Annotated in this window: 17 protein-coding genes and 1 pseudogene; 14 read left to right on the top strand and 4 right to left on the bottom strand. The window is 62.7% G+C overall.

Translation table 11 applies throughout. The annotated features are described in order from the left end of the window. Positions 1-9: 9 nt before the first annotated feature. Positions 10-543 (bottom strand): hypothetical protein, encoded by a 534-nt coding sequence (locus FJ419_RS18200; RefSeq protein ID WP_140696290.1) that lies wholly within the window; start codon positions 541-543, stop codon positions 10-12. Between the two features lie 84 nt (positions 544-627). Between FJ419_RS18200 and FJ419_RS18195 the strand changes: the two genes are divergently transcribed. Both FJ419_RS18195 and gyrA read left to right on the top strand, forming a co-directional pair. Next, positions 628-1,458, top strand: a complete 831-nt coding sequence (locus FJ419_RS18195; protein WP_140696287.1) for an AraC family transcriptional regulator — start codon at positions 628-630, stop codon at positions 1,456-1,458. 163 nt (positions 1,459-1,621) lie between these two features. Beyond that, the gene (gene gyrA / locus FJ419_RS18190; protein WP_140696284.1) at positions 1,622-4,408 is read left to right on the top strand and encodes a DNA gyrase subunit A; all 2,787 of its coding nucleotides are present in this window, start codon (positions 1,622-1,624) and stop codon (positions 4,406-4,408) included. Positions 4,409-4,443: 35 nt separating this feature from the next. On the opposite strand, the gene FJ419_RS18185 is transcribed toward gyrA, so the two are convergent. Continuing rightward, on the bottom strand, positions 4,444-4,596 hold the full coding sequence (locus tag FJ419_RS18185) for a hypothetical protein (RefSeq protein WP_095765297.1): 153 nt from the start codon (positions 4,594-4,596) through the stop codon (positions 4,444-4,446). Between the two features lie 291 nt (positions 4,597-4,887). Here FJ419_RS18185 and coaD point away from each other — a divergent pair, with 291 nt between their 5' ends. The 4 genes from coaD (at position 4,888) to FJ419_RS18165 (ending at position 6,999) form a co-directional block, all read left to right on the top strand. After that, complete coding sequence (coaD, locus tag FJ419_RS18180; RefSeq protein WP_140696281.1) at positions 4,888-5,388, top strand: pantetheine-phosphate adenylyltransferase; 501 nt, start codon at positions 4,888-4,890, stop codon at positions 5,386-5,388. 111 nt (positions 5,389-5,499) lie between these two features. Beyond that, positions 5,500-5,997 carry a peptidylprolyl isomerase gene (locus FJ419_RS18175; protein ID WP_246679239.1) on the top strand — a complete coding sequence of 166 codons (498 nt, stop codon included), beginning with the start codon at positions 5,500-5,502 and terminating at the stop codon, positions 5,995-5,997. 29 nt (positions 5,998-6,026) lie between these two features. Next, positions 6,027-6,539 carry a peptidylprolyl isomerase gene (locus FJ419_RS18170; protein ID WP_095765300.1) on the top strand — a complete coding sequence of 171 codons (513 nt, stop codon included), beginning with the start codon at positions 6,027-6,029 and terminating at the stop codon, positions 6,537-6,539. 10 nt (positions 6,540-6,549) lie between these two features. Further along, positions 6,550-6,999, top strand: coding sequence for a DMT family transporter (locus tag FJ419_RS18165; RefSeq protein WP_140696275.1), 450 nt, complete (start codon positions 6,550-6,552; stop codon positions 6,997-6,999). Positions 7,000-7,020: 21 nt separating this feature from the next. Here FJ419_RS18165 and FJ419_RS18160 read toward each other — a convergent pair whose 3' ends face one another. Further along, a complete protein-coding gene (locus tag FJ419_RS18160; protein WP_140696270.1) occupies positions 7,021-7,665 on the bottom strand; it encodes a dihydrofolate reductase family protein in 645 nt (214 codons plus the stop codon). A gap of 174 nt (positions 7,666-7,839) precedes the next feature. On the opposite strand from FJ419_RS18160, the gene queA reads away from it, so the two are divergent. The 4 genes from queA to FJ419_RS18140 are packed head-to-tail and all read left to right on the top strand — an operon-like array spanning position 7,840 to position 11,861. Beyond that, positions 7,840-8,925 (top strand): tRNA preQ1(34) S-adenosylmethionine ribosyltransferase-isomerase QueA, encoded by a 1,086-nt coding sequence (gene queA / locus FJ419_RS18155; protein ID WP_140696267.1) that lies wholly within the window; start codon positions 7,840-7,842, stop codon positions 8,923-8,925. Continuing rightward, entirely contained in the window at positions 8,918-9,187 is a 270-nt protein-coding gene (locus FJ419_RS18150) for a hypothetical protein (protein ID WP_140696264.1), read from the top strand. Before queA ends, FJ419_RS18150 begins: the two co-directional genes overlap by 8 nt. Continuing rightward, positions 9,180-10,310: a tRNA guanosine(34) transglycosylase Tgt gene (gene tgt / locus FJ419_RS18145; protein WP_140696261.1), complete on the top strand. Its 1,131-nt coding sequence runs from the start codon at positions 9,180-9,182 to the stop codon at positions 10,308-10,310. The genes FJ419_RS18150 and tgt overlap by 8 nt, the downstream gene beginning before the upstream one ends. Positions 10,311-10,358: 48 nt before the next feature. Next, positions 10,359-11,861: a hypothetical protein gene (locus FJ419_RS18140; protein WP_140696257.1), complete on the top strand. Its 1,503-nt coding sequence runs from the start codon at positions 10,359-10,361 to the stop codon at positions 11,859-11,861. Positions 11,862-11,880: 19 nt separating this feature from the next. Here the strand turns inward: FJ419_RS18140 and FJ419_RS18135 are convergent, their stop codons facing one another. Next, on the bottom strand, positions 11,881-12,300 hold the full coding sequence (locus FJ419_RS18135) for a DUF4864 domain-containing protein (RefSeq protein ID WP_140696254.1): 420 nt from the start codon (positions 12,298-12,300) through the stop codon (positions 11,881-11,883). 213 nt (positions 12,301-12,513) lie between these two features. Here FJ419_RS18135 and FJ419_RS18130 point away from each other — a divergent pair, with 213 nt between their 5' ends. The 4 genes and pseudogenes from FJ419_RS18130 (at position 12,514) to FJ419_RS18115 (ending at position 15,757) form a co-directional block, all read left to right on the top strand. Then, on the top strand, positions 12,514-12,750 hold the full coding sequence (locus FJ419_RS18130) for an Lrp/AsnC family transcriptional regulator (RefSeq protein ID WP_140696251.1): 237 nt from the start codon (positions 12,514-12,516) through the stop codon (positions 12,748-12,750). 169 nt (positions 12,751-12,919) lie between these two features. Further along, the gene (locus FJ419_RS18125; protein WP_181170741.1) at positions 12,920-14,332 is read left to right on the top strand and encodes a circularly permuted type 2 ATP-grasp protein; all 1,413 of its coding nucleotides are present in this window, start codon (positions 12,920-12,922) and stop codon (positions 14,330-14,332) included. Positions 14,333-14,435: 103 nt separating this feature from the next. Further along, positions 14,436-14,752 (top strand): annotated as a pseudogene (locus FJ419_RS18120) (four helix bundle protein). 63 nt (positions 14,753-14,815) lie between these two features. Then, a complete protein-coding gene (locus tag FJ419_RS18115; protein ID WP_140696245.1) occupies positions 14,816-15,757 on the top strand; it encodes an alpha-E domain-containing protein in 942 nt (313 codons plus the stop codon). Positions 15,758-15,776: the final 19 nt, after the last annotated feature.

The raw sequence follows: 15,776 nt of genomic DNA, 5'->3' as shown, positions 1-15,776 counted from the left end.
TTTCGATCGCTATCGAGGTTCATTTAGGCGGCGAGCCAGAAACTCGACCTCCGTGCGCCAGGTCGCGCCGCCATCATGCGAGCGCTCGCCGAGCCAGCGAAACGAGTTTTCGGTAACGCGTGAAAAGCTCCAGCGCACAGACGCGCCGGTGCCGTCGGTACCGACCTGGACGATCGTGCCGTCCTCGGCGCGGCCGAGCTGGCGGCTGTAATACTGGTTGCGCGGGTCGCTCCAGAAGATGTGCCAGGCGTCGGCGCCCGGATCGTAGACACGCAATGTGGTGCCGTAGAAGGTCCATGCTCCGAGCGAAGTCTGGGTCTCAGCGTTCCGCGCGGGCAAGATCCAGACGTCCTGCACGGCGCGGCCTTCGAGAACCCAGCCGAAATGCACTTCGCCGCGACCCGTGAGCCTTGTGCCATCCTCGAGAATGCGTGTGGCATCGAACGTCCATGCGCCGATGAAGCGGCCATAGAGCCTCAGCTTCTCGGCAAGGTCCGGTTTTGGGCCGTCGCTGTGCAGGGCCTCGGCAAAGGGATCGGTCATTGTTGCTGCCTCATTTGTCAGGAGAGGGCCAGCAATAGCGGTATGGCAGGTTCTGCGCTTGGGAAAAATTGCTATCTTTCAGCCATGACGACCGCGCAGAAAACTCTGGCTTCCGGACATGGTTGGCAGGTGTCCGACGTCGTGTGCACGGCCATCGCCGGCGACAAGCCATTCGAGGAAGAGCATTGCAGCTTTTGCGTCGCCGCCGTGACCAGGGGCACGTTCCGCTATCGCACGCGCCAGGGGACGGCGATGCTGGCGCCGGGCGCCATCCTGCTCGGCAATCCCGGCGCCTGCTATGAATGCGGGCATGAGCATGGCGCCGGCGACCGCTGCCTCTCCTTCCATTTTTCGCCGGGCTATCTGGAGCGCGTCCTGGCCGACCTGCCGGGCGTGAAACGGCTCGGCTTTGCCGATCCGCGCCTGCCGCCCTTGCCGGCGCTGGCGCCTCTGCTGGCCGAGGCGGAGGCGGCACGGGAGACGGGCGACGGCGACGCATTCGAGGAACTCGGCCTGCGCATGGCCGGGGCGGTCGCCACGGCTGCGGCCGACACTTCCACACCTGGCCGGACGCCCAGCCGCCGCGACCAGAAACGCGTTGCCGAGGCGGTGCGGCTGATCGAGCTCAACGCCGATCGACCATTGTCGCTTGCCAAGCTCGCTGCCGGCGTGGCGACAAGCCCGTTTCACTTCCTGCGTACCTTCCGGCAGGTTGCCGGCATGACGCCCTATCAGTTCCTGCTGAGGACGAGGCTGCACCGCGCCGCGGTGCGTCTGCGCAGCTCGGGCGCGGCGATCTCGACGATCGCCTTCGATGCCGGCTTTAACGATCTGTCGACCTTCAACCGCCGGTTCCGGCGCGAGATGGGACAAGCTCCCGGCGCCTATCGCGCCAGACGGACTAGAGGGCGCTGACGCCGGCCGCAGCGAAATCGACCTTGGCCATATCGTCGCAATCAGCGATATCCATTTGAAATTGCCATCAAAATTGTCTCTGGAAAAGTCCGGCCGACATTGGAGTTTCGGCGAGGCTTCCTATATAAGCGGTGAGTGATTCCCGACTGGATTGTGACCTGATTTGACCGACCAGAAGACACCGCGCGGGCCGGACGGCGGCCCCACCGGCATCGAGCCGATTTCGATCATCGAGGAGATGCAGCGCTCCTATCTCGATTACGCCATGAGCGTGATCGTCAGCCGTGCGCTGCCCGACGTGCGCGACGGCCTGAAGCCGGTGCATCGCCGCATCCTCTATGCCTCGCATGAGAGCGGCTACCACTGGAATCGCAAATATGTGAAATCGGCCCGCCCGGTCGCCGACGTGATGGGTAAATACCATCCGCATGGCGACGCCTCGATCTATGACGCGCTGGTGCGCATGGCGCAGGACTGGTCGCTGCGCGTGCCGCTGATCGACGGTCAGGGCAATTTCGGCTCGATCGACGGCGATCCGCCGGCGGCGATGCGCTACACCGAGTCCAGGCTCACCAAGGTCGCGCATGAGCTCTTGGAGGACATCGACAAGGAAACCGTCGATTTCCAGGATACTTACGATGCGTCCGGCAGCGAGCCCAAGGTACTGCCGGCCCGTTTCCCGAACCTTCTGGTCAACGGCTCCGGCGGCATCGCCGTCGGCATGGCCACCAACATTCCACCGCACAATCTCGTCGAGGTCTGCAACGGCGCCATCGCTCTCATCGACAATCCGGCGATCGACCTGACGGCGCTGATGGAGATCGTGCCCGGTCCGGATTTCCCGACCGGCGGCATCGTGCTTGGCCGTTCGGGCATCTACAATGCCTATTCGACGGGCCGCGGCTCGATCGTCATGCGCGGCCGCGTCGAGATCGAGCAGCGCGGCAATGACCGCGAATCCATCATCGTCACCGAGATTCCCTATCAGGTGAACAAGGCCTCGATGATCGAGAAGATGGCCGAGCTGGTGCGCGACAAGCGCATCGAGGGCATTTCCGACATCCGCGACGAGAGCGACCGCCAGGGCTACCGCGTCGTCGTGGAGTTGAAGCGCGACGCCGTAGCCGACGTTGTCCTCAACCAGCTCTACCGTTTCACGCCGCTGCAAACCTCGTTCGGGGCCAATATGGTGGCGCTCAACGGCGGCAAGCCGGAAGTGCTGACGCTGATCGACATGCTGAAGGCCTTTGTCGGCTTCCGCGAGGAAGTCGTCAGCCGCCGCACGAAATATCTGCTGCGCAAGGCGCGCGAGCGGGCGCATGTGTTGGTCGGTCTGGCGATTGCGGTCGCCAATATCGACGAGGTGATCAAGCTGATCCGCACCGCGCCGGATCCGCAGACGGCGCGCGAGCAGTTGATGGAGCGGCGCTGGCCGTCACACGATGTCGCTCCGCTGATCCAGTTGATCGACGATCCGCGCCATCGCATCAACGAGGACGGCACCTATAATCTGTCCGAGGAACAGGCGCGCGCCATTCTTGACCTGCGCCTGCAGCGCCTGACCGCTCTCGGCCGCGACGAGATCGCCGACGAATTGAACCAGATCGGCGCTGAAATCGTCGACTTCCTTGATATTTTGTCGTCGCGCGCGCGCATCCAGCAGATCGTCAAGGACGAGCTGGTCGCGGTCCGCGACGAGTTCGGCACACCGCGCCGCACCGAGCTGACCGACGGCGGTTCGGATATGGAAGACGAGGACCTGATCCAGCGCGAGGACATGGTCGTCACCGTCAGCCATTCCGGCTACATCAAGCGCGTGCCGCTTTCGCTCTACCGGGCGCAGCGCCGCGGCGGCAAGGGCCGCTCCGGCATGTCGACCAAGGAGGAGGATTTCGTCACCCGCCTGTTCGTGGCCAACACGCACACGCCGGTGCTGTTCTTCTCATCGCGCGGCATCGTCTACAAGGAAAAGGTCTGGCGGCTGCCGATCGGCAACCCGCAATCGCGCGGCAAGGCGCTGATCAACATGCTGCCGCTCGAGCAGGGCGAGCGCATCACGACGATCATGCCGCTGCCGGAGGACGAAACCAGCTGGGGCGAGCTCGATGTGATGTTCGCGACCACGCGCGGCACCGTGCGCCGCAACAAGCTGTCCGACTTCGTCCAGGTCAACCGCAACGGCAAGATCGCCATGAAGCTGGAGGAAGAGGGCGACGAGATCCTCGGCGTCGAGACCTGCACCGACAATGACGATGTGCTTCTGACCGCGAATTCCGGCCAGTGCATCCGTTTCCGGGTCTCCGATGTGCGTGTGTTCCAGAGCCGCAATTCCGTCGGCGTGCGCGGCATAACCATGGCCGAGACCGACCGCATCATCTCTATGTCCATCATCGAGAACGTCGATGCGTCGCCCGCAGAGCGCGCGGCCTATCTGAAGCGCGCCGCGGCGGAGCGCAGGTTTGCCGCCGGCGGAGCCGGCGAGGAAGAGGAGATCGCGCTCACCAATGAGGAAATCGGCGAGGAAGCCGAGCTTTCCGAGGAGCGCTACGAGTTCCTCAAGGCGCATGAGAAGCTTGTGCTCACGGTGACCGAATATGGCTACGGCAAGCGCTCGTCGTCCTACGATTTCCGGCTGACGGGCCGCGGCGGCAAAGGTATCCGCGCCACCGATGTGTCGAAGGTAGCCGAGATCGGCCGGCTGGTCGCGACTTTCCCGGTCGGCAACGACGATCAGATCATGCTGGTTTCGGACGGCGGCACGGTCATCCGCGTGCCGGTCAACGGCATACGCTTCGCCAGCCGGGCCACCAAGGGCGTGACGATCTTCAACACGGCCGAAGGCGAGAAGGTTGTATCGGTGGAGCGGATTTCGGAACCGCAGTCGGACGAAGAGGCCGAAGACGTGGCTTCAGGCGAGACCGGCACCGACGACATGGGCGAAGGCGAATAAGCCTCACCGGCCTCTCTGGGCCGATGCGATCATGATCAGTGGCGACGGTAGACGTTGCGATGGGCGAAACCATCGAGCCGCTTGGTATTGGCCTTGACGCGCACCCGCGCTGCTTCCTGATGCAACCCGAACGCAGTCGCGATCAGCATCACAATGGTCATCGCAGTGGCAAGCATATAGATCAGCATTTGCGTGTTCTCCTGGGCGTACAACGATGACATGGGGATTTGGTTTCATCCCTTGAAGCGGCAACCTAGTGAACGCTGAGTGAAACATTCGTGATTGCCGCGTTCATCTGTCGTTCATCGGCGCGAAAAGGTTCACGGCAGAGCGTTTCACCGTTTCACGGAAACGGCAAACCGCTCTGCCTCCTCGTTTTGGCGCAATTCCGAACGGAAAACCGCTCACACTTTTCCTGGAATTGCCCTAGGCAATTAATGAGATTTGCCTTTGTTCGAGAGGCTCGCTAGAAGCCTGCCATGACCGAACGCACCGCCCTTTACGCCGGCTCTTTCGACCCGCTGACCAATGGCCATCTCGATGTGCTGAAAGCGTCGCTGGCGGTGGCCGACACGGTCTACGCGGCGATCGGCATTCATCCGGGCAAGAAGCCGTTGTTTTCCTTCGAGGAACGCGTTGAGCTGATCGAGGCCGCAACCAAGGCCGAATTCGGCCGCGACAGCGATCGTATCAAGGTCGTCTCCTTCGACGGGCTGGTCATCGACGCGGCCCGCAAGCACGGCGCCTCGATCATGATCCGGGGGCTGCGCGATGGCACCGACCTCGATTACGAAATGCAGATGGCCGGTATGAACGAGACGATGGCGCCGGAATTGCAGACGGTTTTTCTGCCCGCCAGCCCTTCGGTGCGCACCATTACCGCCACACTTGTGCGCCAGATTGCGTCGATGGGCGGCGACATCCGCCCGTTCGTGCCAGCGGCCGTTGCCGGCGCGCTCGCCGCCAAGTTCACCAAATAGGTTTTCCCGGAGATACCCATGCAGCTGAAGAAGCTCGCTTCGTTCCTTGTCGTGCTTGCCGGCCTTTTCGCGGCGTCCTTGCCCGCCGTCGCCGCCGACAAGGAAAACACCATGATCATCACGCTCAAGGATGGCGACGTGACCATCGCGCTGCGTCCCGATCTGGCGCCCAAGCATGTCGCGCAGATCAAGAAGCTGGTGCGCGACGGCGCCTACGACAACGTCGCCTTCCACCGCGTCATCGATGGCTTCATGGCGCAGACGGGCGACGTCAAATTCGGCAACATGAAGAAGGGGTTCAGCCCCGAAGCCGTCGGCACCGGCGGCTCCGATCTTCCCGACCTGCCGGCCGAGTTTTCGCAGAGCGAGCAGTTCGCGCGCGGCGTGGTCGGCATGGCCCGTTCGCAGGACCCGAACTCGGCCAACTCGCAGTTCTTCATCATGTTCGCGCCGGCGCCGAACCTCGACGGCCAGTACACCATCGTCGGCAAGGTGGTCGGCGGCATGGATATCGTCGACAAGATCAAGAAGGGCGACGAGGCCGACAACGGCACGGTCACCGACCCCGACCGCATGATCAAGGTTCGCATCGCTGCCGACAGCAAGTAACTCCCTCAATTTTCAAAGGATTCTCCGACATGGCTGAGATCAAGGACCGCGAGAACGCGCTCATCATGGAAACGACCAAGGGCCCGGTCGTCATCGAAATGTATCCCGAGCTGGCGCCTGGGCACGTCGCCCGCATCAAGGAACTGGCGCGCGAAGGCGCCTATGACGGCGTGGTATTCCACCGCGTCATCGATGGCTTCATGGCGCAGACCGGCGACGTCAAGTTCGGCAATTCGAGCAAGCCCACTTATGCGCCGTCGCGCGCGGGCATGGGCGGCTCCGACAAGCCGGACCTCAAGGCCGAGTTCTCCAACGCCAATCACGGCCGCGGCGCCTGCTCGATGGCTAGGGCCCAGAACCCGAACTCGGCGAACTCGCAGTTCTTCATCTGCTTCGACGACGCGGCCTTCCTCAACCGCCAGTACACGGTTTGGGGACAGGTCATCGAAGGCATGGAGAATGTCGACAAGATCAAGCGCGGCGAGCCGGTGCAGGATCCCGACAAGATCGTGTCGCTGAAAGTCGCGGCAGACGTCAAGTAAAGGCGGGATGATGATGGGCGCTGTCTGGTCCCTGCTCGGCATCCTGTCCGGCGCTTTCATCGCCATCCAGGCGCCGATCAATTCGCAATTGGCTAAGGGCCTCGGCCTTCCGGTCGCGGCCGCCGCCTTTTCCTTCCTGTCCGGTGCCATCGTGCTCGGCATCATCTCGATTTCGGTGGTGAAGCTGCAGGGCATCTCGCTCGACTGGAAAGCGCCGGCGCCCTGGCTGTTCATCGCCGGCGGCATGCTCGGCGGCTTCTATGTGACGCTGTCAACGATCCTCACGCCACGCATCGGCGCTGCGGCGCTGATGGCCTTCCTGGTCGCCGGCCAGCTGATCGCCGGCATGCTGATCGACCGCGCCGGCTTCCTTGGCGTGGCGGTACGCGAGATCTCGCTTGGCCGCATCGCCGGCGCGGTGCTGCTCTTGGCCGGAGCGCTGCTGGTTCGGCTGACCTGAGTGTCAGCCGTTTCGTTCGGATTACTGTTTCGTCACCAGGACATGCATGGCGTGCTCGGACTGTTCCATTGACGTAACGGCATAGCCGAGCGCGCTAAGGTCGAGGCCCGCGAACAGGTTTTCGCCTTGGCCCAGCAGAACCGGCCCGGCCGCCAGATGCATCTCGTCGACGAGACGGGCGCGCAGATACTGCCGCACGGTCGAAACGCCGCCGCCGATCTTCACATCGAGGTTGCCTGCCGCCGTTTTGGCATGTTCGAGCGCCGATTCGATGCCGTCGGTGACGAAGAAGAAGGTGGTGCCGCCCTGCATGACGATCGGATCGCGCGGGTGGTTGGTTAGGATGAAGGTCGGCGCATGATAGGGCGGGTTGTCGCCCCACCAGCCCTTCCATTGATCGTCCGGCCATTCGCCGCGGATCGGCCCGAACATGTTGCGGCCGAGGATGAAGGCGCCGAAGCCATCCATCGCGCGGAAGGCGTATTTCTCATCAATGCCTTCGGACCCGCCCGGTTGGCCATGCATGGCACGGAATGTTTTGGTGCCGAAGAACCACTGGAATATCTCAGGTCCGCGTTTGCCAAGCGGGTATTCCAGACTCTGGTCCGTCCCGGCGGAAAAGCCATCAAGCGAAACGCCAAACCCGGCAACACGCACCTTGCCCATACTCATCTCCTGAATTGGTTTGTTTTCGGAAGCAGCAGTGCGAATATCATACCGATTGCATTTTGCAAGCGGTTTGTTGAGATGGAGCAGCGAAGGGCAATCGACGGCAATTGCTCGCAAGGCGCGGCAACAAGACGGTGGCGAGAGCGCGGCGATCGGGTTATTGGCGCGGACATGAAAGTGGACCTCTTCGATTTCGATCTTCCCGAAGACCGCATCGCGCTCAGGCCGGCCGAGCCGCGCGACAGCGCCCGGCTGCTGGTGGTGAGGCCGGGTGCCGGTTTCGAGGACCGGACGGTCCGGGACCTGCCGGCGCTGCTCAAGGCCGGGGACGTGCTGGTGTTCAACGACACCAAGGTCATCCCGGCGCAATTGAAGGGCATCAGGCTGCGCGGCGAAGCGGCGGCGCAGGTCGAGGCGACGCTGCACATGCGCACCGGCCCCGACCGCTGGCTGGCCTTCATGCGGCCGGGCAAGCGCATCGCCGCCGGCGACCGCATCCGGTTCGGCCATGACGGCAATTCCTGCTTTCTGGGCCGGCTCGACGCCACCGTGCTTGAAAAAGGCGAGGGCGGCGAAGCGCTGCTCGGCTTCGATCTGTCGGGCGCCTTTCTCGACGAGGCGCTGCATGCGGTCGGGCATATCCCGCTGCCGCCCTACATTGCGTCGAAGCGCGAGGACGACGAGCGCGACCGCGCCGATTATCAGACGATCTATGCGCGCGAGGAAGGCGCGGTGGCCGCGCCTACCGCCGGCCTGCATTTCACCCCGGAGCTGTTCGCGGCGCTCGACGCCAAGGGCATCGAGCGCCGCTTCGTCACGCTGCATGTCGGCGCCGGCACTTTTTTACCGGTGAAGGCCGACTACACGACCGACCACAAGATGCATGCCGAGACCGGGTCGGTAAGCCCGGAGACGGCGGCGGCGCTCAACGCGGCCAAGGCGCGGGGAGGGCGGATCATCTGCGTCGGCACGACATCGCTGCGGCTCTTGGAGAGCGCGGCGCGCGACGACGGCAGGATCGAGCCCTGGTCCGGACCCACCGACATCTTCATCACGCCCGGCTATCGCTTCCGTACGGCCGACATGCTGATGACCAATTTCCATCTGCCGCGCTCGACGCTGTTCATGCTGATCTCGGCCTTCAGCGGGCTGCAGGCGATGCGCTCGGCCTATGCGCATGCCATCGACAACCGCTACAGGTTCTACTCCTATGGAGACGCAACCCTGCTTTTTCGATCGGAGACGAGCGATGGATGATGATCTCGAAGGCATGGACCGCGATACGCTGATCGCGGAGGTGAAGAAGCTGCGCGCCGGCATCCGCGCGCATCGCGACGCGACCGGGCATGATCTGTGCTGGCATCACCCCGATCTCTGGGACCTTTTGCCGGAAAGGACCGAGCCGGCGATCGCCGTGCCGCCATGGCCGAAATTCATGCGCGGCTGCATCCGCTACCGGCAGTCGCTCGACGAGCAGGCGCCCGGCGCGCCGGAGCACGACAAGGAATTCAATGGCTGAGACTTTTTCATTCGAGGTGCTTGCCACCGATGGCAAGGCGCGGCGCGGCCTGGTCTCGATGCCGCGCGGCGAGATCCGCACGCCGGCCTTCATGCCGGTCGGCACCGGCGGCACCGTCAAGACCATGTATATGGACCAGGTACGCGGGGTCGGCGCCGACATCATCCTCGGCAATACCTACCATCTGATGCTGCGACCAGGTGCCGAGCGCGTGGCGCGCCTTGGCGGGCTGCACGAGTTCGCGCGCTGGCCGCATCCGATCCTGACCGACAGCGGCGGCTTCCAGGTCATGTCGCTGTCGAAGCTCAGGAAGCTGACCGAACAGGGCGTCACCTTCCGCTCGCATATCGACGGCGCGCCCTACGAGATGTCGCCGGAGCGATCGATCGAAATCCAGGGGCTGCTGGATTCCGACATCCAGATGCAGCTCGACGAATGCACGGCGCTGCCGGCCAAGCCCGAGGAGATCGAGCGCGCCATGGAATTGTCGCTGCGCTGGGCAGAGCGCTGCAAGGCGGCGTTCGGCGACCAGCCGGGCAAGGCGATGTTCGGCATCGTCCAGGGCGGCGACAGCGCGGCCTTGCGCGTGCGCTCCGCCCAGGCGCTGAAAGCGATGGATCTGAAAGGCTATGCGGTCGGTGGGCTGGCGGTCGGCGAGCCGCAGCTGGTGATGCTGGAGATGCTCGACATCACCTGCCCGGAGCTGCCGGCCGACAGACCGCGCTACCTGATGGGCGTCGGCACGCCGGACGATATCCTGAAATCGGTGGCGCGCGGCATCGACATGTTCGACTGCGTGATGCCGACCCGCGCCGGCCGCCATGGCCTTGCCTACACGCGCCGCGGCAAGGTCAATCTCAGGAACGCCCGCCATGCCGACGATCCGCGCCCGCTCGACGAGGAGAGCGACTGCCCCGCCGCGCGCGACTATTCGCGCGCCTACCTGCATCACCTGGTGCGTTCGCAGGAAGCGCTCGGCGCCATGCTGCTCACCTGGAACAATCTGTCCTATTATCAGAAGCTGATGCAGGTCGTCCGAGCGGCCATCGAGGCGCAGGCTTTCGAAGCGCGCGCCGCCGAGATTACCGAAGGCTGGGCGCGGGGCGATATCCCGGTCCTTTGACCAGGGAAGCCGTCGGAAAACCTTTCATAAATCAGATCAGGAGTAAGTATGCCTTGCCATATCGAGGCAAGGGGCGGCACGACTTTGGTAAAGATGGATGCGTCGATCGTCGACCATAAAGTAGCAAGTGCTAATGTTTACCGGCCAGGTTCGGCGGCGACCCAGCAATGGAATTACAGTCTATTACTTGTAATTTCAGGAGCCGTGCTTGTCGGCCTTATCTTGCGCCTGCTCGGCGCGCGCGGGGATCTCTGGCACGACGAGATCTGGAGCATCACGCTGCTGAGGCCCCTGACGTCGATCGACCAGATATTCTGGCGTGTGAACCACGACAACAATCACTTTCTCAACTCGATATACCAGTATGTCGTCGGGCCCGATGCCGCGCCGCTGGTCCAGCGCGGCCTGTCGATAACGCTCAGCGCATGCACCGTCATTGCAGCCGCGGCGATATCGCGCGGACGTTGGGCAATGATTGGGTCGGCGCTGCTGTTTGCGGTGAGCTATCCGATGGTTCACTACGGCTCGGAGGCGCGTGGCTATGCCGGCCTGGCGCTGTTCACACTCGTTGCGGTGGCTCTTCTGGAGCGCTGGTTCGACAAGCGGGGTGCATACGGCATCGCTCTTGCTGTCGCAATTCTGCTTGGCTTCCTTTCCCATCTGACAATGGCCGAAACGGTGGTGGTGCTCACGGCCTGGACGGCGTGGCTGAGCTGGCGAGGCAGCCGCAGCCTGATTGTCGTCAACAAGGAGGTCGTCCAGGCCTTTCTGCCTGCTTTCCTTGCCGTGCTTCCGCTTGCCGCGGCAATGCTTGTAGGCGCGCGATTGTTCAGCTTCAATATCGGCGGTTTTTCCTCTTTCTCGCTCGAGAAATTCGCCGCCGGTTATGGCGGAATGATCCGCTATCTTTTCGGTCTGCCGGACTGGATCGGCGACTGGACGTGCGTCGCGGTGACCTGCATCCTGGTCTTGGCACATGCAGGCGTCTCGCGCGATCGCCGGGCCAGCCTTTATGCCATCGGCATCGTCGGGCTGCCCGCCCTAATGGCGGCGGCACATCTGCCGAATGTTGAATTCCCGCGCTATTTCATTGTCAGCGGAACCTTGTTGCTGCTTTGGGCCGGAGACTTGATCGGACGCGGCTTCGACGCCGGCGGTAAGAGAAGGCTTTTTGCCGCCGGGATGCTCGTTCTTGAGGCGGGCGGCAACGCGGCGTCGCTGGCCCATTTCTATGAGCATGGGCGCGGTTCCTATTCCGGGATGGTGGACGAGATGACAAAGAGCGGCGCCGCCACATATGCCACCAACGCCGATTTCCGCACCGGCATGGTGGTCGATTATTTCGCTGCGCGCATCGGCCGCCAGGCTTCGCTCGTCACCCAGGACAAGATTTGCGCCGGACGCGCGGACTGGCTGATCCTCGAAGGCGATACCCAAAAACAGCCGGAGCGCGTGGACTTCGATTGCGCGCTTGCCTACGAACGAGCCGGAGCCTCGACCTTCTGGGGCCTCTCCGGTCTGGGCTGGACACTGTATAGCCGTCGAGATTGAGCGGTCATGCGGGGCCGGCTCAGGTACTGACCGAAGTCGAGGCGCGCAGGCTGCAGCCGGTGATCTTGAAGCTGCCGTCCGCCTGCTGCTGCAGCGTATAGACCGCCTCATAATCCTTGCCGTCGGGCCCGACGATCAGCACCTGCTGGACGATCGAGCCGGGTCCGGTCTGCTCGACCTTGCCGAAGGAATAGGACCGGGGCTTGCGCACCGGCGCGTAGCCATTCGTCACCATGTTCATGAAGGTGTCGACGGTCGGAAAGATCTGCTTCACGTTCGGCGCGGCGAAGCTGTAGGCGGTGGCGCCGTCATCGGCGACGAAGGCCTTCAACTGGCTGTCGATGACCGTCTGCGCGGCCTTGATCTCGGCGTCGCCGGCGAAAGCAAGCGAGGCTATCAACATCGGAACAAGAGCAAGTGCGAACAAAGCGCGGCGCATGGCGTGCCTCCCCGGAATTCGCTTGGCGAACGAATCTAACATACGCGTCGCGGCATGGCGTGGTTTCACCGGGTTGCGAAGATTTCGCCATTTCAGCGTCGGGAAGCGGGATCAGGCACTCTTCGAGGTGCGCGGCGCGTGAAGCTTGAAAGCCGGGCAGCAGTCTGCCACAAGGGCCGCTTAATCATGAAGCATGGCTGGCAGGACCGGGCAATGAAGGCATTTTTCGTGCAGATAAAGTGCGACCTGGGCAAGGCCTATGAGGTCGCCAGCGCGCTGGCCAATGCCGAAATCGCTTCGGAAATCTATTCGACCGCCGGCAATTACGACCTGCTCGCCAAATTCTATGTCGACGACGAGGAAGATGTCGGCCACTTCGTCAACGAGCGGGTGCAGATTCTGCCTGGAATCAAGGACACCTTCACCATAGTCACCTTCCGGGCGTTCTGACCGGGCCTGTCTGTGCCCCGCCGGGAAGCAGGAGCTGACCCGGCCGTGCTGTCCGTGCCTTGATTTTAGGCAATTTGCATAGAGTGGCCGCCGCGGCTTCCTAAATCACCGATTGCGCTTGATTTTCTCCGGCGGGGCCAGTGAAATGGCCTCAGAGGGGAGTACGCGATTGGCAGCGTTCGACGAAATGCTTCCGGAAGTTTCCGGATTGAGAAGACCTTATGAGGCTTACGATCGCTGGCTGGAGGAGCAGGACCCAGCCAGGCTTACCCAGAAGATGCAGGACGCCGAGCGCGTCTTCCGCAAGACCGGCATCACCTTTGCCGTCTATGGCGAGCAGGAAGCTTCCGAGCGGCTGATCCCTTTCGACATCGTCCCGCGCATCCTCTCCGGCCAGGAATGGCGCCGTCTGACGCAGGGCATCGAGCAGCGCGTGCAAGCGCTGAACGCCTTTCTCGACGATATCTACCACCGCCAGGAGATCCTGCGCGCCGGGCGCGTGCCGAGGGAGCTTGTCGCGAAGAACGAGGCCTTCCTGCCCGAGATGATCGGGGTCAGGCCGCCGGCCGGCGTCTACACCCACATTATCGGCGTCGACATCGTCCGCATCTCTGAGAACGAGTTCTACGTGCTGGAGGACAATGCCCGCACGCCGTCCGGCGTCTCCTACATGCTGGAGAACCGCGAGACGATGATGCAGCTCTTTCCGGAGCTGTTCCAGAAGATCAAGGTGCGGCCGGTCGAGAACTACCCGCAACTCCTGCGCCAGTCGCTGGCCGCGGTGCGGCCGCAAAGCAGCAAGGGCGCGCCGACCATCGCGGTGCTGACGCCGGGTTCGTACAACTCTGCCTATTTCGAGCATGCGTTCCTTGCCGACCAGATGGGCGTGCAACTCGTCGAAGGGCAGGACCTGCGCGTCGTCGACGGCCATGTGGCGATGCGCACGACCGAAGGCTACAAGCAGATCGACGTGCTCTACCGGCGCGTCGACGACAACTTCCTCGATCCGCTGACCTTCCGGCCGGATTCCGCGCTCGGCGTGCCCGGCATCATGGATGTCTACCGCGCCGGCAACATCACCATCGCCAACGCGCCGGGAACCGGCATCGCCGACGACAAGGCGATCTATTCCTACATGCCGGAGATCGTCGAGTTCTACACCGGCCGCAAGGCGATCCTCGGCAACATCCCGACCTGGCGCTGCTCGGAAGCCGACAGCTTGAAATACGTGCTCGAGCACATCCACGAGCTCGTCATCAAGGAAGTGCACGGCTCCGGCGGCTACGGCATGCTGGTCGGCCCGGCGGCGACCAAGAAGGAATGTGAGGCGTTCGCCAAGAAACTGCAGGCGAAGCCCTCGAACTATATCGCCCAGCCGACGCTGGCGCTCTCGACCTGCCCGATCCTGACCGAAAAGGGCTTGTCGCCACGCCATGTCGATCTCAGGCCTTACGTGCTCGTATCCGACCGCATCCAGATCGTGCCGGGCGGCCTGACGCGCGTCGCGCTCAAGGAGGGGTCCTTGGTGGTCAATTCCTCGCAGGGGGGCGGGACGAAAGATACGTGGGTGCTGGATGATTGAAAGAGCGAATAGAGAGTAGCGAATAGCGAGTAGAGAAAAAGAGGGGGATACGACGGCAATCAATTCCTACAGAGATCTGATTGTTTGGAAGGCGGCTTTGAGGTTGGCCGTGGATTGCTATTCGGCCACGAAAGGTTTTCCGAACAGCGAAGCGTATGGAATGACCTCTCAGATACGACGCTCGGCGGCTTCCATAGCAGCGAACGTTGCGGAAGGTCACGGAAGAGAAAATACGGGAGCTTTCATTCAATTTCTTCGGGTAGAGCGCAGGGCTCTCTGAAAGAGTTGGAGACACATCTCATCCTGTGCGGAGAGGTTGGGCTGATGGTCGAAGCGAAGGTCGCCAGCTTGCTTGGCCAAACTGACGAAATAGGAAAGATGCTACGTTCGATGATCCGGAGCCTGCAGCAAAAGTCATGAAGTCTTTTTCTCTCTATTCGCTACTCGCTAGTCGCTATTCGCTCGACACCGGAGCAAGCTGATATGCTTTTGGGCCGCACCGCAAACGGTCTCTATTGGATGAACCGCTATATCGAGCGAGCCGAAAACATGGCGCGCCTGGTCGATGCGGGATTGCGCATGGCGCTGACGCGCACGCAGAGCGCTTCGGAGGAATGGAACTCGGTCCTGCTCAGCGCCGGCTCGGACATCGCCTTCAGCCAGAAGTACCAGGACTATACCGCCGCCAACGTCTCGGACTTCCTGCTGCGCGACACCTCGAACCCGTCGAGCACGATGTCGTCGATCGAGACGGCGCGCAACAATGCGCGCATGGTGCGCACGGCGCTGACCCGCGAGACCTGGGAAAGCATCAACGAAGCCTGGATGTCGCTGAAGCGCATGCTGGCAAGGCCGATCGACGAACGCGACCTGCCAACGGTGCTCGATGCAATCAAGCGCGAGACGGCGCTGATCCGCGGTTCGTTCTACGGCACCATGCTGCGCAACGAGATTTTCGATTTCTCGCAGCTCGGCACCTATGTCGAACGTGCCGACAACACGGCGCGCATTCTCGACGTGAAATATTATGTGCTGCTGCCGTCGCTGTCCTGGGTCGGCTCGACGCTCGACAACTACCAGTGGGAATCGATCCTGCGCTCGGTGTCGGCGCATCGCTCCTATCGCTGGGTTTATGAAGCCGACTACAAGCCGACGAATATCGCCGACTATCTGATCCTCAACGTGCGCATGCCGCGCTCGCTGACTTTCTGCTACCGCTTCCTCGGCGAGCATTTGAAATTCCTCGCCGACGATTACGGTGAACGCCATGCCTGCCATGGCACGGCCGAGAAGATCCAGTCGCTGCTCAAGAGGGGGTCGATCAAGGACATATTTGATCATGGCCTGCACGAGTTCCTGGCCGAGTTCATTCGCGACAACACCAGGCTGGGCGACGAGATTGCCCAGGACTACCGGTTCTATTGAGCACAGCCGAGGCGAGCGT

Origin of the sequence: Mesorhizobium sp. B2-6-2 (assembly GCF_006440615.1) — a bacterium.
Classification (GTDB): Bacteria; Pseudomonadota; Alphaproteobacteria; order Rhizobiales; family Rhizobiaceae; genus Mesorhizobium.
This window is presented reverse-complemented; position numbering and strand designations above follow the sequence as displayed.